Below are 24,714 nucleotides of genomic sequence, written 5' to 3' on the forward strand. Positions count from 1 at the left end.
GTACCCCGCCTCAGACGCCGCCCTGCTCCTCCTCGCCCCGCAGCACCATGTCACCGCCGACCGGCAGCAGCGGCTGGGCGGTGCGGGACAGGGTGCCGCGGGGAATCGCGGCGGGGACCAGGGCGGGCATGCCCGGCAGTCTGCCAGGGGTCAGCTGAGCGGGAGCTCCAGGGGGCGGGATTCGACGGCGTCGAGGGTGGCGAGGGTGGCCGCGTCGAAGTGGAGGGCGCCGGCGGCGATGTTGGCCTCGAGGTGGGCGGGGTCGGCGGTGCCGGGGATCAGGGCGGTGTTGGGGGCGTGGTGGAGGAGCCAGGCCAAGCCGACCTGGGCCGGGGTGGCGCCGAGCGCGGTGGCGGCGGCCTGGACGGCGGGCTCGTCGGTGACCTTGGGCAGCCCGGGGAAGGCGCCGCCGAGCGGGAAGTACGGGACCCAGGCGATGTTCTCGGCGACGCAGAGCCGGAGGATCTCCTCGTCGCGGCGGGCGACCAGGCTGTACGCGTTCTGGACGCAGACGATGCCGGCCGGCAGGGCGCGGCGCACCGTGTCGATCGAGACGGAGCTGAGGCCGATCGCGCCGATCTTGCCCTGGTCGCGCAGGTCGGTCATGACGGCGAGCTGGTCGTCGAGGTCCACGACCTGGTCGCCCTCGGCGCGCAGCCCGGGCCCGGTGTCGGTACGGCGCAGGTTCACCACGGGGATGCGGTCGAGCCCGAGGCTCTTGAGGTTGTCCTCGACGCTCGCGCGCAGCTCGTCGGGGCGCTGCGCCAGCCGCAGCCGGATGGGTCCGTCGGCCGGGGTGGCGCCGACCTTGCTGACGATGACCATGCCGGTGCCGTCGGCGGAGGCGTCGGAGGCGTCGGACGCGCCGAGCCGGTCGCGGTAGGCGTCGCGGATCACGCTGTTGACGAAGCCGTCGCCGTAGAACTCGGCGGTGTCCACGTGGTTGACGCCCAGCTCGGCGACGCGGTGCAGGAGGGCGACGGCGGCGGCGCGGTCGTCGTGGAGGCGTTCGAGCTGCATCGCGCCGAAGCCGATACGGGAGACGGTGTGGCTGCCGAGGCCGGTGGTGCCGCCGGCGGGGGCGGCGGGGCTTGCTGCCATGGGAAATATGCTCCTCGTGAGACGATGGAGTAAGCGGAGGAACCTCCGTATCGCCACTGTACACCTTTAACGGAGGACCCTCCGCTTTGACTGACGCCGACCCCGCACCCGAAGCGGCGCCCACGGCCCCCAAGCCCCCGCCCCGCAAGCGCGCCGCCCGCGCCGACGCCCAGCGCAACCGCGACAAACTCGTGGCCGCTGCCCGCGCCGCCTTCACCACGGCCGGCGAGGCTGCCCCGCTCGAAGCCATCGCCCGCGAGGCCGGAGTCGGCATCGGCACCCTCTACCGCAACTTCCCGACCCGCGAAGCCCTGGTGGAGGCGGTCTACTCGGCCGAACTCGACGACGTCACCGCCAGCGCGCCCCGCCTGCTGGCGGAGCTGCCCCCCGCCGACGCGCTCCGGGCGTGGATGCGGCGCTACGCCGCCTTCGTCGCGACCAAGCGCGGCATGGGCCAGGTGCTGCGCGCCGGGTGGTCCTCGGGCCGGATCTCCCCGCCCGACACGCGCCGGCGGATCGGCGCGGCAGTCGGCATCCTGCTGGCAGGAGGCGCGCAGGACGGGACGATCCGCGGCGACGTGGCGGCGGAGGACCTGACCGTGATGCTCGTCGGGATCTTCCTGACCGCGGCCACCGGCGGCGGCCAGGAGCAGACGGACCGGCTGATCGAGCTGGTGATGGACGCGCTGCGGCCGCGGCCGGACGCGTGACGGCGCCGCTCCCCCCGCGGCCGCGGCCGGGAGAAAGGGTCAGCGCACCGCGCGTGCCAGCCGGGTCGCCGCCTCGGCCCGCGGCCTGCTGCCCTCGCGCCAGCCGCGCGCCGGGTGCACCGAGTTGGTGAGCAGCACCAGGAACGTGTCGGTCGCCGGGTCCAGCACCAGCCCGGTCCCGGTGAACCCGGTGTGCCCGAGCGCACCGCGCCCGGCCAGCTCGCCCATGAACCACGGCTGGTCGCGCTCGAAGCCCAGCGCAGGCCCCGAACTGCCCGCGCCCGCAGCACCCGCCCCGCCCGCACCCCCGGCCCCGAGCAGCAACCGCACCCCCGCCGCCGACAGCAGCACCTGCGACGTCCCCGCGACAGCGTCCAGCACCGCCCGGCAGAACACCGCCAGGTCCCACCCGGTGGAGAAGAGCCCGGCGTGCCCGGCCACCCCGCCCATCGCGTACGCGTTCTCGTCGTGCACCGAGCCGTGCACCATGCCCCGGTCCAGCTTCCCCCACGGCCGCCGTTGGTCCTCGGTCGCCGCGATCCGCGGCAGCCAGGAGGCGGGCGGGTTGTAGCGGGTCTCGGCCATGCCCAGCGGCCCGGTGACCTGCTCGGCGATCAGCCGGTCGACGGTGCGGCCGGTGACGCGCTCCAGCACGGTCTGGAGCAGCAGCAGGTTCAGGTCGGAGTACGTCCGGGTGGTGCCCGGGGGCGTCAGCGGCGGCTCCGCGGCGAGGCGGGCGGCGCGGGCGGCGGCGTCCGGCTCGTCGTACAGCGGGAGCTCCGGCCGCAGCCCCGAGGTGTGGGTGAGCAGGTGCCGCAGGGTGACGCCGTGCGCCGCGGCGGCCGTCAGTTCGGGCGCGTACGACGCGACGGGCGCGTCCAGCCGCAGGGCGCCGCGTTCGATCTGCTGGACGGCGACGAGGGCGGTGAAGAGCTTGGTGACCGACGCGAGGTCGAAGACGGTGTCGGCCCTGGCCGGCACCCACTGCTCGCGCGGCAGCTCCACCCCGCGGTCGGCGTGCTCGTCGTAGGCGGCGTAGCGCACCGCCCAGCCGACCGCCTCGTGCAGCGCCACCACACGGCCGCGCCCGGCCACGACGACGGCGCCCGCGCACCACGGGTGCGGGCGGTCGTGGTCGTGGCCGGGCTCCAGCCAGGCGCTCAGGCCGGGAACGATCCGGTGCAGCTCGTCGGTGTCGAGGCCGGCCTCACGGCAGGAACCTCTCGACAGCGGCGGGGCCATGTTCCTCCAGTGCCTTGCGGGCCTTCTCGATCAGCTCCGGCGTGCAGTCGCGGCCGGAGGCCATCACCAGGTCCTCCGGGTCGATGGAGTGCTCCGCCCCGGTGTGCAGCGTACTGTCGGCGGTTTTGAACGCCCAGGTCTTCTCCGGATCGTCGGACATCGCAACCTCCCGAGGTCTACGGTCCCTCCACCGTACGCCGCCCGCGCAGGCAGAGCCCGGCGAAGCAGGCCACGGCGACCAGCACGCAGCCGAGCTGGGTGACCGCCATCGGCACCGCGGTGCCGTCGCCCGCCACGCCCGACAGCGGGGACAGCACGGCACCGACCAGGAAGGACGAGGTGCCGATCAGCGCGGAGGCGGCGCCGGCGTGCTTGCGGGTGCGCAGCAGCGCCTGGGTGTTCGAGGTGGGCAGCACCAGGCCCATCGACGCCATCAGCACGAACAGCGCGGCGGCGATCTCCGGGAGGGTGGCGTGGCCGAGGGCGCCGGTGGTCAGCAGCACCAGCGCGGTGGCGGCGAGGGTGATCATGGCGAGGCCGAAGCCGAGCACCTTGTCCATGTCCACCCGGCCGACGAGCACCTTGCCGTTGAGCTGGCCGACGCCGACGATGCCGACGGAGTTCAGGCCGAACAGCCAGCCGAAGGTCTGCGGGGAGGCGCCGTAGATGTCCTGGACGACGAACGACGACGCGGACACGTACGTGAACAGCGCCGCGAAGGCGAAGCTGCCGGCCAGCACGTAGCCGGTGAAGACCTTGTCCGCGAGCAGGCTGCGCATCGAGCCGAAGGTGGAGCTCAGCTCGCCGCTGTGCCGGTCCTCCGGAGGCAGCGTCTCCAGCAGGCGCCGCCAGCAGACGACGGTCAGCAGGGTGCCGACCACCGCGCAGACCACGAAGATCCCGCGCCAGTTCGTCAGCCGCAGGATCTGGCCGCCGATCGCGGGGGCGATGATCGGGGCCACCCCGGAGATCAGCTGGAGGGTGGCGAAGAACCGGGCCATGTCCAGGCCGTCGTACATGTCGCGGACCACGGCGCGGGAGATCACGATGCCCGCCGCGCCGGCCAGCCCCTGGACCAGCCGGAAGCCGATCAGCAGCGGCACGGTGGGGGCGAACGCGCAGACCACCGTGGCCAGTACGTAGATCGCCATGCCGGCCAGCAGCGGGCGGCGGCGGCCCCAGCGGTCGCTGAGCGGGCCGACGACGAGCTGCCCGAGCGCCATGCCGGCCAGGCACGCGGTCAGGGTCAGCTGCACCATCGCGGACGAGGCGTGCAGAGCACCCGAGACCCGCGGCAGCGCGGGCAGGTACATGTCCATCGACAGCGGCGGGAGCGCGGTGAGCCCGCCGAGGACGAGGGTGACGACGAAGCCGGTGCGGACGCTGCGGTCCGGTGCCGGGTGCTTCCCCCGCGGGCCGCGGGCCGGGGCGGGTGCCGGGGGAATGGGGGTCGAGGTCGGGGCGTGGGTGGCGGTGAACTGGGCGGGGCCGTTGGGCCCGGCGTCCTGCACGTGGGCACTCTCCATCGGAAGTTGTTGAAGCGTTGCCTATTCTTTCAGTCGCCATGGACCATCAGGCACGAATATCCGGGGACCGAGATGTGAGGTCCGCAACGAGCGAGGGCGTACGCACGATGAGCGAGCACACGACGGGCGGGCACACCGCGGGCGGGGCGGGCGCCGGCGCACCCGGGCGCAGAATCCGCTGGGGCATCCTGGCGACCGGCGGGATCGCCGCGAGCTTCACCGAGGCGCTGCTGTCGCTGCCGGCGGACGCCGAGGTGGTCGCGGTCGGCTCGCGCAGCACCGAGGCGGCGGCGGCGTTCGCCGAGCACTACGGCATACCGCGGGCGTACGGCGACTGGGCGGAACTCGCCGCCGACCCGGACGTGGACGTGGTGTACGTGGCCACGCCGCACTCCGCGCACCGCGCCGCCGCCGGGCTGTGCCTGGAGGCGGGGAAGGCGGTGCTGTGCGAGAAGGCGTTCACCATCAACACCCGTGAGGCGCGCGAGCTGGTGGGGCTGGCCCGCGAGCGCGGGCTGTTCCTCATGGAGGCGATGTGGACGTACTGCAACCCGCTGATCCGGCACCTGCTGGCGCTGGTGCAGGACGGGGTGATCGGTGAAGTACGGCACGTCAGCGCGCACTTCGGCTTCCACAGCGACTTCCCGCCCGAGCACCGCATGCGCGACCCGCGCCTGGGCGGCGGGGCGCTGCTCGACCTCGGGGTGTACCCGGTGTCCTTCGCGCACCTGCTGCTCGGGGTGCCCGACACCGTGGAGGCGTGGGCCCAGTTGACGCCGGAGCGGGTGGACGCGGCGACCGGGATCGTCCTCGGCTGGCACAGCGGGGCGATCGCCACGCTGAGCTGCGGGTTCACCGCGGACATCGGGGCGCCGGCGGCGATCGCCGGGACCGGCGGGCGGATCGAGATCCCCGACGGCTTCTTCAACGCCGACCGGTTCGTCGTCCACCGCGAGGGGGTCGAGCCGCAGACGGTGCTGCTCTCCGACGTCAGCGACGACCACGAGCGCGGGAGCATGCGGCACGAGGCCGCGGAGGTCATGCGGGCGCTGCGCGCCGGGGAGACGGAGTCGCCCCTCGTGCCGCTGGACGGCTCGCTCGCGGTGATGTCCACCCTCGACCGCGTCCGCGAACGCGTCAACGTCCGCTATCCCGGCGTCGACTGACGCGCACCGGCGGCCCGCTACTGCGCCGGCGGCAGGGTGAGGTCGAGGTCGAGTCGGATGGCGCGGGTGGTGAAGCCCTGGCGCTCGTAGAAGCGGCGGGTGGTGTCGCTCGCGGCGTAGGCGTTGACCTCGGCGCGGACGGCGCCCCGGCTGCGGGCCCAGGCGAGGAAGTCGGCGGTGAGGCGGGTCCCGACGCGGCTGCCGCGGTGGCCGGGGGCGACGTACAGCGCCCGGAGGGTGGCGCTGCGGATCGGCAGGACCGCGACCGGCTCGGCGAGGGCGCCGACGAGGTAGCCGACGACGGCGCCGTCCCCGCCGTCGGCGACCAGCACCAGCGACGACGGGTCGGCGAGGGTCGCCGCGAAGGACTCCCTGCCGTGCCGCAGCGCCCACTGCGGCTCCACCGCCGGGTCGCGGACGGCCGCGTCCTCCGTCAGCAGCGCCACGCTGCACGTGACGATGCCCTCGATGTCCTGAGCGGTGGCGGTACGCACGTGTACGGAGTCGTTCATACCCGAGAGGCTACGGCGTCCCGCGCCGCGCGGCCGTCGCCCGCGCCGGGCGCCACGGCGGAGCGGTGGCCTGTCATGTCGGCGTCTGCCGGCGCGTGTCGGGGCCGGTGTCGCGGCGGCCGTGGCCGGGGTCCTCGGGCCCGGGACCGAAGGCGCGGGCCGTGCGGTGCGCGGCGAGGAAGGCGGCCACCGCCGGCTCGGTCGCGGCCTCGTCGGTGCGCCAGCCGCACACCGACAGCCGTACGGCGCTCTGCCCGCGCCAGTGGGTGGGCGTCACCCAGCAGGTGCCCTCGGAGTGGAGCCGTCCGACCACCCGGCGGGTGTGCGCGTCGTCGCCGATCCGCAGCAGCACCTGGTTGAGCCGGACCGGCACGAGGACGTCGATGCCGGGTTCGCCGGCCAGCCGGACCGCGAGGCGGCGCGCGGCGGCGCAGTTGCGGTCGACGAGGTCGGCGACGCCCTGGCGGCCCAGGTGGTACAGCACCGCCCACAGCGTCAGTGCGCGGGCCCGCTGGGACATCTCCACCCGGTGGTCCAGCGGTTCGCGGCCGGCGGGCTCGGCGCCGGGGGCGTACTCGGTGTGCGGGCCGACCGCCCGGCGCAGCGGCTCGGGCCGGGCGCAGAACGCCAGCCCGCTGTCGTAGGGGGTGTTGAGCCACTTGTGGCCGTCGCAGGCCCAGGAGTCGGCCTGGCCGGCGCCGTCCAGCAGCGGGCGGTGCCGGGAGGAGGCCGCCGCCCACAGCCCGAACGCGCCGTCGAGGTGCAGCCAGCCGCCGTGCGCGTGGGTGACCTCGGCGATCGCCCGCAGCGGGTCGACCGCGCCGCAGTGGGTGGAGCCGACCTGGCCGCAGACGATGAGCCCGCCGGGGGCGGCCGCGGCCAGGTCGCGCAGGTGGGGCACGGCCATCCGGCCGACGTCGTCGGCCTGCACCCGGCGGATCGCGCCGCCGAGCCCGAGCAGCCGCAGGCAGCGCAGCACCGAGGCGTGGGTCTCCTCGCCGACCAGCACGGTCAGCGGCGGCGCGCCGGCCAGGCCCTGCTCGCCCGCGCTCCAGCCGGCCCGCTGGAGCTGGTGCTCGCGGGCGGCGGCCAGGCAGGCCAGGTTGGCGGTGGTGGAGCCGGAGGTCAGGCCCATCGCGGTGCCGGCCGGCAGCCCGAGCAGCTCCACCAGCCAGCGTTCGCAGACCTCTTCGGCGACCGCGGACAGCGGGCTGAGGTCGTGGAAGGCGTCGCACTGGTCCCAGACGCTGGTCAGCCAGTCCGCGGCGACTCCGACCGGCAGCGCGCCGCCGACCGCGTAACCGAGGCCGCGCGGACCGCCGGTGGCTGGAGCGCCCGCCTCGCCGGCCCTGATCAGCCGTTCCACGGTGGCGTGTTCGGGGTGGCCGGCCACCGGCAGCGGCCCGCCGAGGAGTTCGGCGACCCGTCCCGGGTCACGGGCCCGCACCGTCCGGTCCGCGGCCATGAACGCCTCCGCGTAGCCCGCGACTTCGGCGAGCACGCCGCGGGGCCGCGGTCCGGCCGGTTTCCTCGATCCGGCGGTCGACTGGGCCGGGACCATGGGTCGTCCCCTCACGTCGTACGCCCCTCTCCTTGTCGCGCGCCGCCGTCTTACGGCCGTATCGCGCCCTGAACGGTACGGGCGTTCTTTCCGGCCGGGCCCGTCGCCGATCACCGGGAATGCGTCTTTCATTCCAACGGGGTAAAGCGTGTGGCGATTCGGTGCGCACCGGGTGAAGCGATCGACAAATGGCGGCGCACCCACGGAAGTAGGGAATTCAACGGTAATTCGGCGGCGGCCGCAACGCGACTACGGGGGCAATTGTGCGGCGCCGCACAATTGCCCCGCGGGTGGGTCCGGTGCTCTCGGATGCCCAGCCGCGGAACGCCCCGCGGACGTGGACCCGTTCGGGTGATATCGCGGCAACAGCTGGCGCGTGTCGTGCAGTTGGCTGCTTCACTTGATGACATCCGGTCGGTTCCGAGCGGGACCGGACCGGCTGCTCCGCGCGGGTATTCGACCGCCGAGCGGCGCGGAGCCGTCCACCGAAAGCGCCGAAATCCCGTGCCGGGAGCCCGAAACGGGTTTTGCCCGGCCGCGCCGCACTCCCCCGCGCCGCACTCCCCCGCACCGCACTCGCCACCCCGCTGCTCCGCCGCTTCGCCGCTCTTCCCTCCGCCGCTCCCGCCGGTACGGACCTCCGCCGAAATCCGGAGGGCCGCGTTCCCCGTCCCACCCGAACGCACCGTTTAAGGAGAAGTCCCCTTGGAAACAGAGCCCATTGCCGTCGTCGGCGTCGGCTGCACCCTGCCCGGTGGTGTGCACACCCTGGAGGAGGCCCGCGCCGTCTTCGAGGAGGGCCGGGACTGCGTACGGGAGATCCCGCCGGAGCGCTGGGACGTGGACGCGCTGTACGACCCGGACCCGCTGGTGCGCGGCCGCACCTACGTCCGGCACGGCGGGTTCGTCGACGACGTCGACCGGTTCGACGCCGCCTTCTTCGGCGTCTCCGAGGCCGAGGCGGCGCACATGGACCCGCAGCAGCGGATGGTGCTCCAGACCGTCTGGCACGCCCTGGAGAACGCCGGGCAGGACCCCGAGGAGCTGTCCGGCGGCAACACCGGCGTCTTCATGGCCCTGATGTCCTTCGACTACTCCACCCTCAAGAGCCGCGCCGGGCTGAACGGCATCACCGCCCACGAGGCGATGGACACCGACAGCATCGCCGCCGGCCGCGTCGCGCACTTCCTCGGGCTGCGCGGCCCCTGCCTGACCCTGGACACCGCCTGCTCCGGCTCGCTGGTCGCCCTGCACCTGGCCCGGCAGTCCATCCTCACCGGCGAGTGCGACACCGCGATCGTGGCCGGCGCCAACGCCATCCTCGCGCCGGACGTGCACATCTCCTTCTCCAAGCTCGGCCTGTTCTCCCGGGCCGGCCAGTGCCGCACCTTCGACGCCGACGCCGACGGCTACGTCCGCAGCGAGGGCTGCGTGGCGGTGCTGCTCAAGCGGCAGTCCCTCGCCGAGGAGCAGGGCGACCCGATCCTGGCCAGCGTGGTCGGCACCGCGCTCAACCACACCGGCCGCACCCGTACCCTCACCACGCCCGACGGCGCCAGCCAGCAGCGGGTGATCCGGGCCGCGCTGGCCGGCTCCGGCGTGCAGCCCGCCCAGGTCGACTACGTGGAGGCGCACGGCACCGGCACCCCCGTCGGCGACCCCATCGAGATGGACGCCATCCTGCGCACCTACGGCGCCGGGCGCCCCGCCGACCTTCCGCTGTACGTGAGTTCGGGCAAGAGCAACGTCGGGCACATCGAGGCCGGCGCCGGCCTGCTCGGAGTGGTCCGGGCCGCGCTGTCGCTGGACCGCGAGACCATCTACCCGAGCCTGCACCTGAACCGGCTGCACCCGAAGATCGACCTGTCCGGCACCCCCGTGCGCATCCCCGCCGAGCCGGTGAGCTGGCCGCGCCGCGACACCCCGCGGATGGCCGCGGTCAACTCCTTCGGCTACAGCGGCACCAACGCCCACGCGCTGCTGCGCGAGGCGCCCCGCCGGCCGGCCGAGCCGCAGCCCCCGGCCGCCGTACCGGCCCGCACCGACGAACTGCTGGTGCTCTCCGCGAAGTCCGCCGACAGCCTGGGCGAACTCGCCGACCGCTGGGCGGACTTCCTGTCCACCACCGGCCGCCAGGACCTGCCCGCCGCGGTGTTCACCGCGGCCGCCGGGCGCGCCGCGCTGCGCCACCGGATCGCGGTGACCGGCCGCGGCGCCGGCCAGCTCGCGAACAGCCTGCGGCAGTGGCGGACCGGCCGCGCCCCGGCCGCCGTCTCCAGCGGGCACCCGCGCGGCACCGCCCAGGTCGCCCTGGTCTTCTCCGGCCAGGGCACCCAGTACCCGGGAATGGCCCGCGAACTGTACGCGCAGGAACCGGTGTTCACCGACGCGGTCGACCGGTGCGCGACGGCGATGGACGGGGTGCTCCAGGTTCCGCTGCGGGAGGTGCTGTTCGGCGCGGACGGCGAAGCCGGGGGCGCGAGCGGGGGTGCGAGCGGGGGTGCGAGCGGGGGCGGCGGGTACACGGGCGGCGGGGTGGACCTCGATGACACGCGCTTCGCCCAACCGGCGCTGTTCGCCGTCGAGTACGGCCTCGCGGAGCTGCTGCGCTCCTGGGGGGTGCGGCCGGCCGCGGTGGCCGGGCACAGCGTCGGCGAGCTGGTCGCCGCCTGCGTCGGCGGCATGCTGCCCCTGGAGGACGCGGCCCGTTTCAGCGTGCGGCGCGGCCAGGTGATGGCCGAACTTCCCGGCAGCGGGCGGATGCTGGCGATCCGGGCCGACCAGGACACGGTCGCCGGCTGGCTCGCCGGCCGCGAGGAGCAGGTGGCGCTCGCGGCCGTCAACGGACCGGCCGACGTGGTCGTCTCGGGTACCGCCGACGCCGTGGAGGAGATCGCCGAACTCGCCGCACAGGCCCGGGTGGACACCGCGTGGCTGCGCACCTCGCACGCCTTCCACTCCCCGCTCATCGACCCCGCGCTGCCCGAACTGGCGAAGCACGCAGCCGAGTTGCGGGCCACCCGGCCGGAGTGCGCGGTGTTCTCCGCGACCACCGGCGGTGCGCTCACCGGTGCGGAGGGCCCCGCGTACTGGACGGCCCAGGCGCGCGCGACCGTACGCTGCCACGACGCGGTACGAGCCGCCGTCGACGCCGGCTGCACCCTGGTGGTGGAGGTCGGGCCGCATGCCGCGCTCACCGCGCACCTCGCCGGGGCGTTCGCCGACCGCGGGGTGACCGTGATCCCCACCCTCGACCGCGACCGGCAGGACGTGCGGCGGATGCTGACCGCCGCCGGCGCCCTGTTCACCGCCGGGGCCGAACTGGCGGTGTCCCGGCTCTACCGCGGCGACCGGTACCGGCGCACCTCGGCGGCGCCGCAGTACCCCTTCCGCAAGGACCGCTACTGGTGGGTCGATCCGTCCGCGCCGGCCGAGGACGGCAGCGCCGCGGTGGCGGCCGCCCCGGCGCCGGCCGCCACCGCGATCCCCGCGCAGCGGCCCGAGGAGACCGTCCACGCCTACCCGCTCGCCGCCACCGCGCCCTGGTCCGACCACCGCGTGCACGGCGCCACCGTCTTCCCCGCCACCGGCTACCTCGACCTGGCCGTCCGCGCACTGGCCGAGGCCACGCAGGCCGCCGAGGCCGCGGCGGGAACAGCAGGACCAGCAGAAGCCGCGGCAGCAGAAGCCTCAGGGGACGCCCAGGACGCCGTAGCGGCCGGGGGTGCCCGCGGGCAGCACCCCGGCCTCGTGCTCGGCGACATCGAGTTCACCCGCCCCCTGGTCCTCACCGCCGACGGCCCCACCGCCCAGGTCACCCTCACCGCGCCCGCACCCGACGGCGAGCGCCGCTTCACCGTCACCGGCGGCGCGAAGGACGGCAGCCGGCCGGAGCACTGCCACGGCACCATCGCACCGGCGCGCAGCGGCGAGCGGGCCGGGCGGCTGCCGGAGGCGCTGCGCGCCGCCGCGCCGCACGCCCGGCGCCCCGCCCAGCTCTACGGCGCGCTGCGCGACGGCGGGCTGGAGCACGGCTTCCACTTCGCCACCGTGCGCGAGCTGTGGCTGGCCGGCGGCGGCCGCGAGGAGGCGCTCGGCCGGATCACCGCCACCCCCGACGGCGCGCCCGACGAAACGCACCCGTACCGGATCGCCACCGTGCTCGACGGCGCGCTCCAGCTCGCCGCCGCGCTCTTCCTCACCCCGGCCGGCGCCGAGAGCACCGTGCCGGCGGCACCGCCGGCCGGGGACGCCCTGCTCCCCGGCGGCTACGTACCGGTGGCGCTGCGCCGGCTCGCCCTGCCCGGTCCGCTGCCCGGCGAGGTGTGGGCGCAGGTGCGGCGCCGCCCGCACGCCGCGCGGACCGGCTTCGTGGTCGACGTGCGGCTGTCCGACGCCGACGGCCGGATCGTCGCCGACCTCGAAGGCGTCGAGTTCCGGCACGCGGGCGCGCTGGCCGGCAGCGACCTGCCCGCCCCCGCCGAGCACCCGGCGCAGGGGCCCGGCCGCAGCCGCCGCGAGCTGCTGGACGCGCTGGCCCCGCTCGGCCCGCAGGAGCGCCGCCAGACGGTCATCGACTGGATCGCCGCGGAGGTCCGGGAGACGCTGGGCAAGGCGTCCGAGGAGATGGACACCGTCGCCGACGGCATCGACCCGTCGCTCGCGCTGCTGGAGATCGGCCTGGACTCGCTGCGGGTCACCGCGCTCCAGCGGCGTATCCAGGAGAAGTTGGAGTTCCGCTACAAGGCGATGGAAGCGCTCGACTACCAGACGGTCGAAGGGCTCGCCGACTTCCTCCTGGAGCGGGTGCTGTCCGCGGAACCGGCCGCCGCGAACGTCTGAACCCCGCCGCCCCTCGACCCGCAGCCCTCGACCCGCTCCCCCTCGACCCGGCCCCGTCGACCCGCTCCCCCCACCCCAGGCCCGCAGGGGCACCCTCCCGGAGGTATGAGCCGGACCATGCTGGATTCCACTTACGTCACGGACTACATCGACAGCCACCTCGGCCAGCGCCAGGTCAACAAGATCCAGCACGGCTTCCCCTCGCCGCGCTACTGGACCGGGACCACCGTGCCCGTCGACGAGATCACCGAGGACCGCGGCCGGCTGCGGCGGGCCGGGCAGGCGTCCGAGGTGTTCCTGTACATCGGCGTGCCGTACTGCATCAGGACCGACCCCGGGAAGTGCGGCTACTGCCTGTTCCCCGTCGAGGAGTTCAAGGGCAACGACGCGCTGGAGGACTACTACGGGTACGTCGAGCGCGAGGCCGAGCTGTACCGCGAGCGGCTGGCCGGCACCCGGCTCGGCTCGGCGTACTTCGGCGGCGGCACCTCCAACCTGTACCGCCCGGCGCACTACCTGAAGATCATGGAACTGGTGAACCGGCTCTTCCCGGACGTCGCGGCGGGCGCCGACCTCACCCTCGAAGGCATCCCGCAGCTGTTCACCCGCGACAAGATGCAGGCGATCCGCGACTCCGGGATGAACCGGGTCAGCATGGGCGTCCAGCAGGTCAACGAGCGGCTCAACAGCCTCAGCGGCCGCAGGCAGACCACCCGGCACGTCACCCAGAGCCTGGACTGGGCCCGGGAGTTCGGCCTCGCGGCCAATGTGGACGTGATCTTCGGCTGGCCGCAGCAGACCGTGGAGACCATGCTGGCCGACCTCAGGACGCTGGTCTCCTGGGACGTCCACGACATCACCCACTACGAGCTGAACGTCGGCGGCCCCACCGACTTCGCCCTCAACCGCTTCCACGAACTGCCCAGCACCCTCAGCAACCTGGAGATGTACCGGGCCGGCCGGGACTACCTGCTGGAGCAGGGGTACGAACAGCACGGCGCGTACAGCTTCCGCAAGCCGGGCGACCCCGCCAGTCGCGACTTCCGCGAGGGCTACCGGCCCCAACTCCACGACGTGGCCGACGTGGTGGGTCTGGGCTACGCCGCGATCTCCTTCTTCGGCGCCGCCGTCCTCGGCCCGGGCCGCTCCTGGTCGTACATCAACCAGCGCAACCTGGCGCGGTACAAGGCGATGATCGACGAGGGGCGGCTCCCGGTCGAGCGGGCCTTCCGGCACGAACCGGACGACTGGGTGCTGGCCACCGTCTTCCGGCACCTGCTGAGCATGGGGCTGGACCGGCCCGGACTGCGCGCCGCGATGGGCGTCGACGTGTATGACGAGTTCGCCACCGTCTGGGACGGGCTCGCCGCACGCGGCCTGGCCGAGGTCACCCCCGAGCGGATCACGCTGGTCGGCGACGGCCCCTTCTACACCCCGATGGTCTCCACGCTGCTGGCGGAGGAGCGCTACCGGGCGCTGCGCGAGCGGGAGGTCGGCCAGCAGAAGGAGCGGCTGGTGCCGGCCGGCGAGGGGGCGGGCCATGTCGGCTGACCTGCCGTTGAGCGGCCGCAAGTGCGTGGTCACCGGTGGCGCGCGCGGTATCGGCGCCGCCGTGGTCCGGCTCGCCCTCGCCCAGGGCGCCGACGTGGTCTTCGGCTACCACTCCAGTGCCGCGGCCGCCGCCGAGCTGGCCGAGAGGATGCGCGCCGCCCATCCCGGCCAGCGGTGCACCGCGCTGCCGGGCCGGGTCGGCGACACCGCGGACGCCGGCCGCTTCGCCGAGGACGCGCTGCACGAACTCGACGGCGCGGTGGACATCCTGGTCAACAACGCGGGCGTCACCCATGACATCAGCTTCGCCCGGATACGCCGCGAGCAGTGGGACGAGGTGCTGGAGACCAACCTCGGCAGCATGTTCAACGTGACCCGGCCCCTGGTGATGCCACTGGTGCGGCAGCGGCGCGGCGCCATCGTCAACATCACCTCCGCCTCCGGGCTGCACGGCGCCCCGGGCCAGACCGCGTACTCCGCGTCCAAGTCCGGGGTGATCGGCTTCACCAAGGCGCTGGCGAAGGAGATCGGCGGGCTCGGGGTGACCGTCAACGCGGTGGCCCCCGGGTTCATCGCGACGGACATGACCGCCGCGATCCCCGAACCGCAGGCCGAACGCCTCAGGAACCTCATCCCGTCCCGGGAGTTCGGCGACGCGGACGACGTCGCCGCGCTGGTCTGCTTCCTCGCGTCCGACCGGGCCCGCTACATCACCGGCCAGGTCATCGAGATGTCCGGCGGCCTCATCCTCTGAGCCCTCGCGGGCGAGCGCGGGTGCCGGGCGCGTGACTCGAAGCGGGCCCTCCACCCCGCCGGGAGGCGACCGCACCGCGATCGCAGGGTATGCCTTGGGGAAACACGACGGAACGAGGCATCCGGCGCGCGCGTCCGGACCGTGGCGGGCCGTCGCCGGTGAGGGGGGACGGGCTGACATGCGGGACGAGGGTGTGGCCGAGGCGCTGTTATCGGCCAAGCTGCTGCACGGCACGGGGCGCGGCTCGGCCGCATGGCAGGAACTCGCCATGCTGATGGGGCCGGTGGCGGCGGTCGATCCGGAACTCGCCGCCGCCTGGCACGACCTGCGCGCGGACCCCGTCACCAACAGCGGCGGCGCGGTGTCGGCGACCCTACGCGATCACGCGGCCGCGCTGGCCGCGTGCGCGGCCCGGCACGGCGCGCTGCTCGACCGGCTCCACGCCTGGAGGGCCCGTTCACCAGGGCAGGACGCCGCCGTCGAGGTGGTCAGCAACCACCTGGCCGGCGGCGCGCAAGTGCACGGCGGCATGGTGCAGGCGCGGAACATCACCGGCGACATCCACTTCCACCACGCGCAGCCGCCCGCGCCCGCGCCGCGCCCCGTGCCCCGCCAACTCCTGCCGGTCCCGGCGCACTTCACGGACCGCGAGCGGGAGCTGCGGATGCTGGACGAGTTGCGCGACCGGCGCGAGCCGGACGTGGCGCAGGTGATCGTGGTCAGCGGTCAGGGCGGCGTCGGCAAGACCGCCCTGGTCTCGCGGTGGCTGGGCGCGCGCGAGGCGGAGTTCCCCGACGGCCAGCTCTATGTCGACCTGGGCGGGAACGAGCCGGACGACGTGCCGGTCGGTCCCGCGGAGGCGCTGGGCTCGCTGCTGCGCGCCTTCGGGGAGACGGTCGAGCCGGCCGGGCTGGCCGAGCGGGCGGCGCAGTGGCGGTCGGTCACCGCGACCCGCCGGTTCGCGGTCATGGTGGACAACGCGCTGACCGCCGCGGACGTGCGGGTGCTGCTGCCCAGCGCCCCCGGCAGCCTGGTGATGGCCGCCAGCCGGTACCGGCTGACCGGTCTCGCGGTGGACGGCGCCGGCTTCTGCCGGGTGGGGGTGCTGGACCCGTCGGCCGCCCAGGAGTTGTTCGCGCGGGGCGCGGGCCGGCTGCGGGCCGAGCGCGAGGCGGCCGCGGCACGCGAGGTCGTCGCGCTGTGCGGGGGGCTGCCGCTGGCCATACGGCTCGCCGCGGCGCGGCTGGCGGCGCGGCCCGACCAGCCGGTGGCGGCGCTGCGCGACGCGCTGACGGCGGGCGCCGGGCCGCTGGGCGAGCTGCGGGCGGAGGGCGCGGGGACCGTGGAGGCGGTGCTCGACGCGTCCTACCGGGCGCTGGCGCCGGACGCGGCGCGCCTGTACCGGTGCCTGGGGCTGCTGCCCGCCGTCCCGTTCGACCCGCCGTCGGCGGCGGCCGCGGGCGGGCTCACCGTCGCCGCGGCCGGGCGGCTGATCGACGTGCTGGTGGAGGCGAACCTGCTGGAGCCGGCGGGCGCGGACCGGTGCCGTTTCCACGCCCTCGTACGGCTGCACGCGGTGCAGTGCGGCCAGGCGCGGGACTCCGCGCAGGACCGGGACGACACCCTGCGCCGCTACGCGGACTGGTGCCTGGCCACGGCCACCCGCGCCGAGGCGCTGCTCGCGCCCAGCCACCGCACTCTGGCGCGCGACTACCGGTTCCCCACCGAGGCGGCGGTGTCGTTCGCCGACGACAGCGCGGCACTGGCCTGGCTGGAGGCGCACCAGGACGCGCTGACGTCCGCGGTGTCGCTGGCCGCCGACCGGCAGTGGCACGCCACCGCCTGGCAACTCGTCGACGCCCTGTGGCCGATGTTCCTGCGGCTGCGGCTGTATGACGCGTGGATCGCGGCCCACCGGACCGGGCTCGCCGCCGCGCGGCGGGACGGCGCCGCCGCGGGCGAGGCGCGGATGCTCACCTCGGGCGGGATCGGGCTGCGCGGCGCGGGCCGCCATGACGAGGCGGAGGTCTGGTTCACCCAGGCCCTCGAACTCGCCCGGGCCGGGGGCAACCGGCTCGACGAGGCGCAGGCGCTGATCGGGCTGGGCACCACCTTCCGCGAGGCGGGGCGGCTGGACCGCGCCGAGGAGGCGCACGAACGGGCCCTGGCGCTGCGGGAGTCGGCCGGCTACCGCCGCGGGGCCGCGCTGTCCCGGCTGCGGTTGGGCGAACTCGCCCTGGACCGCTTGGACTTCGAGGGCGCGGTGGAGCACCTCGGCCGCGCCCACCGGGACTTGTCGGCCGAGCACGACGCCTATGACGCGGCGCGGGCCAGGGCGCTCCTCGGCTTCGCGCTGGGCCGGGCCGGGCGCCGTGCGGAGGGCGCGCGGGAGCTGCGGGGCGCCCTCGACGGGTTCGACGCGACCGGATCGGTGTTCTGGCGGGCCAGGACCCTGGAGATGCTGGGCCTGCTGGCCGAGCAGGACGGCGATGAGGCCGCCGCCCGGCAGCAGTACGAGGAGGCGCTGCGGATCTACGCCTCTCTCGCCCCGGTGGACGCCGAGCGGGTGCGGCGGCGCCTTGCGGAGCTGGGGCCCGCGGACGCCTCGCCCTGAGGGCGGTGCGCCCGGTCCGGTCGGGCCGCCCCGTACCGGCCGGCACCGGTCGGCACCGGTCGGCGCCCGGCCGTTGCCGCGGGGTGCACGGCGGGCCGGGGCCGATCGGTGTCATGGTGCGGCGCGGGTGCGGCGCGCCTTCAGGCCGACAGGCGCCGGTCGGCCGCCGGGTCCGCCGGTGGCACCGGGCCCGGCCGGAACCGCATCCGGCCGTGGCGCGGCGCCCGCGGTGACGGCGCCGACAGGCAGATCGCCGCCAGGTCGGCCCAACTGCCGCCGAGCACCAGCTCGGTGTGCAGGCAGGACGCCACCACGGCCAACTCCGCCGCGGTCGGCGCCCGCTGGCCGTCAGCCGGGGTGACCGTCACCTGCCGGCCGCCGCGGGCGGCCGCGACGCAGCCGCCGTCGGCGGTGGGCACCGCCACCACCAGGCAGCCAGGGAACCGCTCCAGCGCGCCCCGCGCCGTACGCAGCGCCAGTGCGGGCCGGTGCGCACAGCCGAGCACCAGCACGTCCGCCACCTCCGGCCGCGGCGAACCCGCGGCCAGTGTGGTGTTGACGTGCTCGTCGACGACCTCGCCCGGCCCGTACCGTCCGGCGCCGTCGAGCGGCAGCCGGCGGACCGTGACCAGCGCGGACCCCGCCGTGCGGACGACGAGCAGCCCGGCCGGGCGCTGCCCGCGGCCGGCCGGCCGGCGGTGCACCGCCACGGCGGTGCGGTGCGGGACCGCGTCCGTGTGCCGGGGCCTCATGCCGCCTCTCCGGTCCGGTCGGCCGTCCAGCGGGAGAGCGGGGCGGGGGCGGGGACCGGGCGCGGCGGCACCGGGTAGGCGGGCCGGCCGATGCCGAGCAGCCCGTAGACGAGCGCGCGGGCCCGCTGGTTGAACCGGCCCGGCTCGGAGGTCAGCCGCGCCGCCACCGCCGCGTAGGCGGGCCGGTCGTACTCCTCGGCGGCGTACCGCAGTTGGGCTTCCAGCGGGCGGGCCGTCGTCAGGGCCGGGGCGAGCCGGGCGAGGGCTGCGGCCGGTGAGGCGTGGTGCACCCGCTCGTGGGGGTAGCGGGCGAGCAGGATGGGCGCCGGGGTGACGGTGGCGTAGGAGGTGAGCGAGCCGTGGTCGCCGACCACCCAGTCCGCCGCGGCCAGGTACGCCCGCCAGTCGGCCTCCGGCGGCACCAGCGCGATGCCCCTGCGGCGGTAGCCGGACAGCCAGGACTGCACCTGCCACCAGCCGTGCCCCGCCCAGATGTTGGGGTGGCTGAGCATCGCCACGCGGTAGCGGCGGCGCGGCAGTTCGCCCAGCAGGCGCGGCAGCAGTTCGTCCAGCGCCGTGAAGGACGCGCCCTGGCCCCAGGTGCTGCTGAGCACCACCAGCCGCTGCCCGTCGCGCAGTCCGAGCGCGGCCCGGTAGGCGTCCCGGTGCGGCAGGCTGACCGTGAGCCGGTCGTACACCGGGTCACCGACCACCGTGGCCACGGGCACGCCCTCGGGGCAGTTGCGGGCGAGGGTCGCCAGGTCGTCGCGGTGGGCGAGTGCCACGGCGGCGGGCAGCACCCGCCCGTCGCGGGTGAGGTTGTCCCGGCTGAGCATGCCCGGCGGCCGCTCCTGGCCGGGGCGGCCGTGCCAGACCCGCTGGGCCTTGATCTGCCCGGCGCCGTGGGAGAGCAGCACGACCGGCGCGCGGACCTGCTCGATGTGCTCCCAGCCGGCGGCGAGCGCGAGGTCGAACTCGTGCCGGACCGCGACCTCCCACGGGATCACCGGGGCGCGCAGCCGGCGCAGGAAGCGCAGTGCGCCCTCGCCGAAGGCGGCGTGCGGCGCCACCGTGAAGAACAGCTGCACCCTCATGTCGGAGTCGAACATCGGGAAGATGTCCGTGAGCCGCTGGAGATACGTCAGCGTCTGCCCTATGACCAGAATCTTCTTGCAGTCGCGAACCGTCATCCACTGTTCGCGATCCCCATCCATCGGCCTTTCCGGGCCGATCTCGGCGCGCATAGAAAGTCCCCCTCCGCCGTCCCGGACTCCTCGGTCCGGCCGGCTGTCCACCGACCCGCGCCGACCGTTTCGGCGCATCCCGGTCGGGTCCTGTCGGGGAACTACCCAGGGGTCTCGGAGGCTTCCTTGCAGAGAGCTTGCAGCACCCTTGCTTCCATGGCCACGACCGCTTCGGCGCCGTCCCGACCTGCCCGTGGGTGTCTCGGGACGGGGGGCGAAGCATACGGCTCAGCCGAGCATATGCCATGCGCCGCACGGAAGGTCGCCTTCATGGTCATCTGCCCGGTGGCTTCGCCCGCGGAACCGCGCCCACTGCGCCGCCACGGGCGGGCGGCGGCGGGAGGCGGCGGGGGTCAAAGGTCAGGTGGCGTGCCAGCCGGTCCAGGTGGTGATGTGGGCCTCGATGACCTCGCCCGCCGGGGGCCGGTCGGCGTAGTGGCGGGGGTACTTGGCGGTCAGGAGCGCGGTCCAGCGGGCCGCCGCGGGCGACGCGGCGGCCGGGGGCAGGACGCGGGCGCGGCCGTCGGCGCGGGTCCACCACAGGCGGTCCCAGTCGTCGTCGTAGTGGTCGACGAGGAGGGAGACCGCCGGGTTCGCGCGGATGTTGGCCAGCCGCTTGAGCCGCGGGGACGCCTTGGGTTTGTGGTCGACCGCGATCGCCAGGAGGTCCCCGGCCACCACGAAGACCACCGGCACCAGGTGCGGGCGGCCCGCGGCGTCCGCCGTCGCCAGCCTGGCGATCGGGGACGCCGTGAACCGCTCGCGCGCCTCGGCCGTGCCGAGCGCGGGCATCAGCCGAGGCGCGCGACCAGCTCGGCGAACCGGTCGAGGTGCGCGAGCGCGGCCGGCTCGGGGTCGGACGGCAGGTAGAACTGCACGCGCTCGACGCCGAGTTCGGCGTACGCCTCGATGGTCTCCGCGTCGTCGGGCACGGCGTAGACCGTGACGGGGACATCGCGTCCGGCGAGGGCGCGCAGTTCCTTCATCCGCTCCCCCAGCACCTTCGGCGGCAGGCTGTTGGCGAGCCAGGCGTCACCGAGTTCGACCACGCGCGGGAAGGCGCCCTGGCCGCCGCCGACGTAGATCGGCGGGTGCGGCTGCTGCACCGGCTTCGGCCAGGCGAAGACCGGGTCGAAGTCGACGAACTCCCCGTGGAACTCGGCCTGTTCCTTCGTCCACAGCTCGATCATCGCGCGCAGCCGCTCGTTGGCGAGGCGGCCGCGGACGGCCGGGTTCGTGCCGTGGTTGGCCATCTCCTCCCGGTTCCAGCCCACGCCGATGCCGAAGACGGCCCGCCCGCCGGAGACCAGGTCGAGCGAGGCGACCTCCTTCGCGGTGTGGATCGGGTCGCGCTGGGCGACGAGCGCGATACCGGTGCCCACCAGCAGCCGCTCGGTGACGGTCGCGACGGCGGTGAGCGCCACGAACGGGTCCAGGGTGCGGTAGTAGATGTCGGGAAGCTCGCCACCGCCGGGGTAGGCGGACTCGCGGCTCACCGGGATGTGGCTGTGCTCGGCGATGAACAGCGAGTCGAACCCGCGCTCCTCCAGGGCCTGCCCGAGCGGGGCGGGGCGGATGCTGCGGTCGGTGATGAAAGTGGAGATCCCGAACTTCATACGGCTGGCTCCTCGTCGCTTCGACCCGTACGGGCACCGTGGCCCGGCCTCCGTACAGGCATACCACCCGGGCGCCGCCGAGCGCGGCGGGGCCCGCGGGGGCCGGCCCAGGTCGGACCGGTTGCCGGAATCAACGAAGCGGCGCCCGGTCCTCTTCCCCGCCGCCACGTCGCCGCGCGCCCGGTCACCGCGCGCCCGGTCACCGCGCGCTCGGTTCCCGGCCGTTCAGTTCGACGGGCTCGTGGTGGCCGGCGGGTTGTCCCAGGGCTGGGAGTCCGGCTTGCGGATCTTCCACTCCTGGTCGTCGGTGTCGGTGCAGTGGAAGAGGGTCAGGGCGGTGTTGTCGCCGCCGGTGCTCTCGCCCGACACGTCCAGGCAGAGGTTGTCGCTGGCGTAGTTGCGAATCCAGTAGGCGCCGTCGGGCTGCTTGGCGAGCCACCACAGCTGGTTGTCGTCGGTGGTGCCGGTGCAGCGGCCCTCGATGATCTTCGTGGTGACCGGCTGCGGCCCGGTGTCCGGCAGGTCCATGCACAGCCGGTCCTTGTCGTTGCGGATCTGGAACAGCTTGGTGCCGCCCGGCCCCTGGTTCTGGTAGCGCACCTCGAGGTCGAACAGCTGGTTGTCCGCGTCCGTGCCCATGCAGCTGAACTCGTTGACCGCGCCGCCGATCTGGCCGTCGCCGGAGCCGGGGATGTCCGCGCACTTGTCGGTGGTGGTGTTCCACAGCAGCACCCGGGTCGCGGGCAGCACGCTCTTGGGCTTCGTGGTCCCGCCGCCGCCCCCGCCGCTCGAGGACTGGGGCGCGGTGGTCGCCGGTGTGGTGGGCGGAGTGGTGACCGGGGTGGTGGGCGCCGCGGGTGTCGGGGTCAGGGTGCTGAACGCGGCCGGGCTGGCCTTCGGCGTCGCCAGCGAGCTGACCTGCGGCTTGTGGGTGAGCCAGAACATCGTGAAGGCGATGACGAGGCCGATCAGCGCGCAGAAGGTGGCGGCCACCCAGCGCGGCAGGAAGCCGCGCTGGACGTACTTGCCGTCGACGCTGACCGGGTCCGCGCCCGAGCGGGTCACGTCCAGCGTGTAGGGGCGCTGCTGGCTGGCGCCGAACCAGATGATCTGCCGCGGCCGGAGCGTCGCCTTCACGAACGCGGCCCGGCCGGGCTCGATCTGGACGTTCGCCGGGTGGATGTCGTACCCGATCTGGTCGCCGTTGTCGGCGCCGCGGATCGAGGCGGTGAGCTTGGTGTTGCCGATGTTGTCCACCGCGAGCTTGGGCTTGCCGCGGAAGCGGCCCTTCACCGTCGGCGGCACGATCTCCGCGCGGACGGCGGTGAACGGCGTGATGGTGAGGTTGCCCTCGGGCACCGTGGTGGCCTCGGGGCTCTCGGTGGGCGTGACCCGGATCGCGTACGGGTTGGGGCCCGCGACGGCGTCGGGGGTGCGCGGCGGGGCGAACGTCAGCAGGATCGAGTCGGTGGTGCCGGGGTAGAGCCGCAGCACCTGCGGTTCTATCCGGACCCAGGGCGCGATGTTCCCGACGGCTTCGAAGCGGTATTCGTCCACCACGTCGCCGGTGTTGCGCACTCGCAGCCGTACCGTGGTGCTCCCACCCGGGTCGACGGTCGCGGACGGGGGTTCCAGGGCAGTCCAAAGGCTCACGGTGCTGAGTTTAGGGATCTTCGGTGCCGGACGGCAGCGGACCCATGGGCAGTTCGCGCCGCCGCGGGGGCGAAGCCGTTGCCCTTCGAGGCCGGGTCAGGTCAGCAGCCGGACCAGGCGGTCGCGGATCTCGTCCTTGCCGGCGACCGGCTTCGGCTCCAGTGCGGCGCCGCTGCCCTCCCGGGTGAGCAGGTGCAGCCGGCCCGACCTGCGGGCGAGCACCAGGTCGGTGCTGGCGCCCGCGATCTCGGCGGAGCCCTCCGCGGTGTACTCGGTGAGGGTGAGCAGCGCGGCCCGCTCCGCACCCGACAGCAGTGCGTCGGCGCCGGGTCCGGTACCGGGGTCGGGGTCGGCCGGGCGGCCGCGCGGCAGCCAGTCGACGAGGATGTCGACCGCGGCGCCGAGTTCGTACAGCCCGATCTGGTGGACGCCGAGCGCGTCGATCCGCACCATCAGGCAGATCCGCTCGGGTTGCGGCAGCAGCAGGATGCGCCAGGGCTCGCCCGCCTCGGTGCCGGTCGTACGGGCGTCGAGCACCCGTCGGGCCCGCTGCTGGAACGCCACCGCGATGCCCAGGTCGCCGCGTACCTGCACCTGCTCGCCGCTGCCCGCGAGCAGCAGCTCCCGGGCGGCCAGGGAGCGTACGGCCTCGGCGAGTTCCTCGTCCGAGGGGCGGGCCTCCAGGAAATCCACGATGGCGTCCACGGCGGTGAGTTCGGCGATGGTGTACGCGCCGAGCAGCACCGGCCCGGTGTGCACCATGTTCACCACGGCCGTGACCAGTCCGGCCGGCACGGACGCCTGGCCGGGCCCGGGGGTGTCGTCGCTCATGCCGGTCCTCCTGACCGCCAGGTGTCCTGCCCGGGCGGCTCGTGCCGCTCGCGGAGCACCCGCGCCGCGGTGCGCGAGGGCGCCTGCGTGACCCACACCTCGGAGTTGCCGAACAGTCCGCGCCCGCCGCGGCCGGTCAGCGCCTGCCCCAGTTCGCCGCCGAGGTCGGCCCGGTCGGGCGGCGGGAAGTGCGCCGCGAGTTCCCGGGAGACGGCCGTGGTGTCGTCGCTCTCCTCGATCCGGCGCAGCGTCCGGGCGAGGGTGCGCGCGACCGGCGGCGTCAGCGAGGTGGGCACGGCGACCATCGGCGAGAGGTACAGCGGGCGGCGTTCGGTCATCCGCGACAGCCCCCAGGGGCCGACGTTGCTGCCGGTGAAGCGGTACTGGAGGTAGTCCACAAGGTGCCGCAGGTCGTCCAGGCTGGGCGCCTTGGACCCGCCGAAGGCCGCCGGGGTCTTCTCCAGCTGCACCCAGGTGCCGTTCGCGGTACGGCCGTGCAGCTTCTCCCGCACCACATGGCCGCGCATCCCGAAGTCGGGGTAGCGCTTCTTGTCGATGTCGCGGTGGTGGCTGGACAGCCGGGGGTGGTTGCCCTGGCCGGTGCGCCACTTGTCGTACAGCGCCGGGTCGTCGACGAGGACGTGGCCGCCGCGCAGCACGTCGCGCAGCTGCGGCACCTGGAGGCCGTGCTGCTCCAGGTCGTCGAGGATCACCGCCTCCTCGTCGCTGAGCCGGCCGGCCGCCTTCACCAGGCCCCGGCGGTACTCCCCCGCCCGCGCGGTGATCTCGATCATCAGCCGGACCCGGCGCCGCATCCGCTCGGCGGCTCCAGCCATGTCGGCCGCACCGGTGGCGGCCGCGGGAGCGGCACCGACGGCCGGCCCTCCGCGGGCGTCGGACTCCGGCCCGGGCTCGCGTCTCACCTGGCCAGTACAGCACGCCGGCCGCGACCTCGCAGAGGTTGCGGCCGGCGCCGGCGGCGCTATCCTGCGGCGCGGTCCGCGGTCACTTCCCGGTCTTCGCCTCGTACGCGGCGAGC

At 74.8% G+C, this 24,714-nt stretch carries 19 protein-coding genes; 6 read left to right on the forward strand and 13 right to left on the reverse strand.

The annotated features are described in order from the left end of the window. Positions 1 to 150: 150 nt before the first annotated feature. The gene (locus tag WA788_RS30620; RefSeq protein ID WP_335982877.1) at positions 151 to 1,101 is read right to left on the reverse strand and encodes an aldo/keto reductase; all 951 of its coding nucleotides are present in this window, start codon (positions 1,099 to 1,101) and stop codon (positions 151 to 153) included. Positions 1,102 to 1,187: 86 nt separating this feature from the next. Here WA788_RS30620 and WA788_RS30625 point away from each other — a divergent pair, with 86 nt between their 5' ends. Next, a complete protein-coding gene (locus tag WA788_RS30625) occupies positions 1,188 to 1,811 on the forward strand; it encodes a TetR/AcrR family transcriptional regulator (RefSeq protein WP_335982879.1) in 624 nt (207 codons plus the stop codon). 39 nt (positions 1,812 to 1,850) lie between these two features. Here the strand turns inward: WA788_RS30625 and WA788_RS30630 are convergent, their stop codons facing one another. From WA788_RS30630 to WA788_RS30640, 3 genes are read right to left on the reverse strand one after another with little or no spacing between them, the layout of a single operon-like run. Next, a complete protein-coding gene (locus WA788_RS30630; protein WP_335982881.1) occupies positions 1,851 to 3,053 on the reverse strand; it encodes a serine hydrolase domain-containing protein in 1,203 nt (400 codons plus the stop codon). Then, positions 3,019 to 3,213 (reverse strand): hypothetical protein, encoded by a 195-nt coding sequence (locus tag WA788_RS30635; protein WP_335982883.1) that lies wholly within the window; start codon positions 3,211 to 3,213, stop codon positions 3,019 to 3,021. Before WA788_RS30635 ends, WA788_RS30630 begins: the two co-directional genes overlap by 35 nt. Before the next feature lie 16 nt (positions 3,214 to 3,229). Beyond that, positions 3,230 to 4,579, reverse strand: a complete 1,350-nt coding sequence (locus WA788_RS30640) for a multidrug effflux MFS transporter (RefSeq protein WP_335982885.1) — start codon at positions 4,577 to 4,579, stop codon at positions 3,230 to 3,232. A gap of 107 nt (positions 4,580 to 4,686) precedes the next feature. Here WA788_RS30640 and WA788_RS30645 point away from each other — a divergent pair, with 107 nt between their 5' ends. Next, positions 4,687 to 5,745: a Gfo/Idh/MocA family protein gene (locus tag WA788_RS30645; RefSeq protein WP_335982887.1), complete on the forward strand. Its 1,059-nt coding sequence runs from the start codon at positions 4,687 to 4,689 to the stop codon at positions 5,743 to 5,745. Positions 5,746 to 5,762: 17 nt separating this feature from the next. On the opposite strand, the gene WA788_RS30650 is transcribed toward WA788_RS30645, so the two are convergent. Together WA788_RS30650 and WA788_RS30655 are read right to left on the reverse strand one after the other, a co-directional pair. Then, positions 5,763 to 6,257 (reverse strand): GNAT family N-acetyltransferase, encoded by a 495-nt coding sequence (locus WA788_RS30650; RefSeq protein ID WP_335982888.1) that lies wholly within the window; start codon positions 6,255 to 6,257, stop codon positions 5,763 to 5,765. 73 nt (positions 6,258 to 6,330) lie between these two features. Next, positions 6,331 to 7,833, reverse strand: a complete 1,503-nt coding sequence (locus WA788_RS30655) for a pyridoxal phosphate-dependent decarboxylase family protein (protein ID WP_335982890.1) — start codon at positions 7,831 to 7,833, stop codon at positions 6,331 to 6,333. Between the two features lie 690 nt (positions 7,834 to 8,523). On the opposite strand from WA788_RS30655, the gene WA788_RS30660 reads away from it, so the two are divergent. The 4 genes from WA788_RS30660 (at position 8,524) to WA788_RS30675 (ending at position 17,579) form a co-directional block, all read left to right on the forward strand. Continuing rightward, complete coding sequence (locus WA788_RS30660; RefSeq protein ID WP_335982892.1) at positions 8,524 to 12,660, forward strand: type I polyketide synthase; 4,137 nt, start codon at positions 8,524 to 8,526, stop codon at positions 12,658 to 12,660. 117 nt (positions 12,661 to 12,777) lie between these two features. Further along, positions 12,778 to 14,211 carry a coproporphyrinogen-III oxidase family protein gene (locus tag WA788_RS30665; RefSeq protein ID WP_335982894.1) on the forward strand — a complete coding sequence of 478 codons (1,434 nt, stop codon included), beginning with the start codon at positions 12,778 to 12,780 and terminating at the stop codon, positions 14,209 to 14,211. Next, positions 14,201 to 14,965 carry a 3-oxoacyl-ACP reductase FabG gene (fabG, locus tag WA788_RS30670; RefSeq protein WP_335982896.1) on the forward strand — a complete coding sequence of 255 codons (765 nt, stop codon included), beginning with the start codon at positions 14,201 to 14,203 and terminating at the stop codon, positions 14,963 to 14,965. Before WA788_RS30665 ends, fabG begins: the two co-directional genes overlap by 11 nt. Positions 14,966 to 15,143: 178 nt before the next feature. Further along, positions 15,144 to 17,579 carry a tetratricopeptide repeat protein gene (locus tag WA788_RS30675; RefSeq protein ID WP_335982898.1) on the forward strand — a complete coding sequence of 812 codons (2,436 nt, stop codon included), beginning with the start codon at positions 15,144 to 15,146 and terminating at the stop codon, positions 17,577 to 17,579. A 140-nt stretch (positions 17,580 to 17,719) separates the two neighbouring features. Here the strand turns inward: WA788_RS30675 and WA788_RS30680 are convergent, their stop codons facing one another. The 7 genes from WA788_RS30680 to WA788_RS30710 all read right to left on the reverse strand — a co-directional run bounded on the left by WA788_RS30680 (position 17,720) and on the right by WA788_RS30710 (position 24,598). Next, complete coding sequence (locus tag WA788_RS30680) at positions 17,720 to 18,331, reverse strand: hypothetical protein (protein WP_335982900.1); 612 nt, start codon at positions 18,329 to 18,331, stop codon at positions 17,720 to 17,722. After that, positions 18,328 to 19,521 (reverse strand): hypothetical protein, encoded by a 1,194-nt coding sequence (locus WA788_RS30685; RefSeq protein ID WP_335982901.1) that lies wholly within the window; start codon positions 19,519 to 19,521, stop codon positions 18,328 to 18,330. Before WA788_RS30685 ends, WA788_RS30680 begins: the two co-directional genes overlap by 4 nt. Before the next feature lie 414 nt (positions 19,522 to 19,935). Further along, a complete protein-coding gene (locus WA788_RS30690) occupies positions 19,936 to 20,367 on the reverse strand; it encodes a TIGR03668 family PPOX class F420-dependent oxidoreductase (RefSeq protein ID WP_335982903.1) in 432 nt (143 codons plus the stop codon). Then, positions 20,367 to 21,191, reverse strand: coding sequence for an LLM class F420-dependent oxidoreductase (locus WA788_RS30695; protein ID WP_335982905.1), 825 nt, complete (start codon positions 21,189 to 21,191; stop codon positions 20,367 to 20,369). Before WA788_RS30695 ends, WA788_RS30690 begins: the two co-directional genes overlap by 1 nt. A 225-nt stretch (positions 21,192 to 21,416) precedes the next feature. Continuing rightward, positions 21,417 to 22,844 (reverse strand): RICIN domain-containing protein, encoded by a 1,428-nt coding sequence (locus WA788_RS30700; RefSeq protein WP_335982907.1) that lies wholly within the window; start codon positions 22,842 to 22,844, stop codon positions 21,417 to 21,419. A 96-nt stretch (positions 22,845 to 22,940) separates the two neighbouring features. After that, positions 22,941 to 23,675 carry a hypothetical protein gene (locus WA788_RS30705; RefSeq protein ID WP_335982909.1) on the reverse strand — a complete coding sequence of 245 codons (735 nt, stop codon included), beginning with the start codon at positions 23,673 to 23,675 and terminating at the stop codon, positions 22,941 to 22,943. Next, the gene (locus WA788_RS30710; RefSeq protein WP_335982911.1) at positions 23,672 to 24,598 is read right to left on the reverse strand and encodes a hypothetical protein; all 927 of its coding nucleotides are present in this window, start codon (positions 24,596 to 24,598) and stop codon (positions 23,672 to 23,674) included. Before WA788_RS30710 ends, WA788_RS30705 begins: the two co-directional genes overlap by 4 nt. Positions 24,599 to 24,714 lie beyond the last annotated feature (116 nt).

The organism is Streptomyces sp. CA2R106 (genome assembly GCF_037034245.1).
In the GTDB taxonomy this organism is placed as follows: domain Bacteria; phylum Actinomycetota; class Actinomycetes; order Streptomycetales; family Streptomycetaceae; genus Actinacidiphila.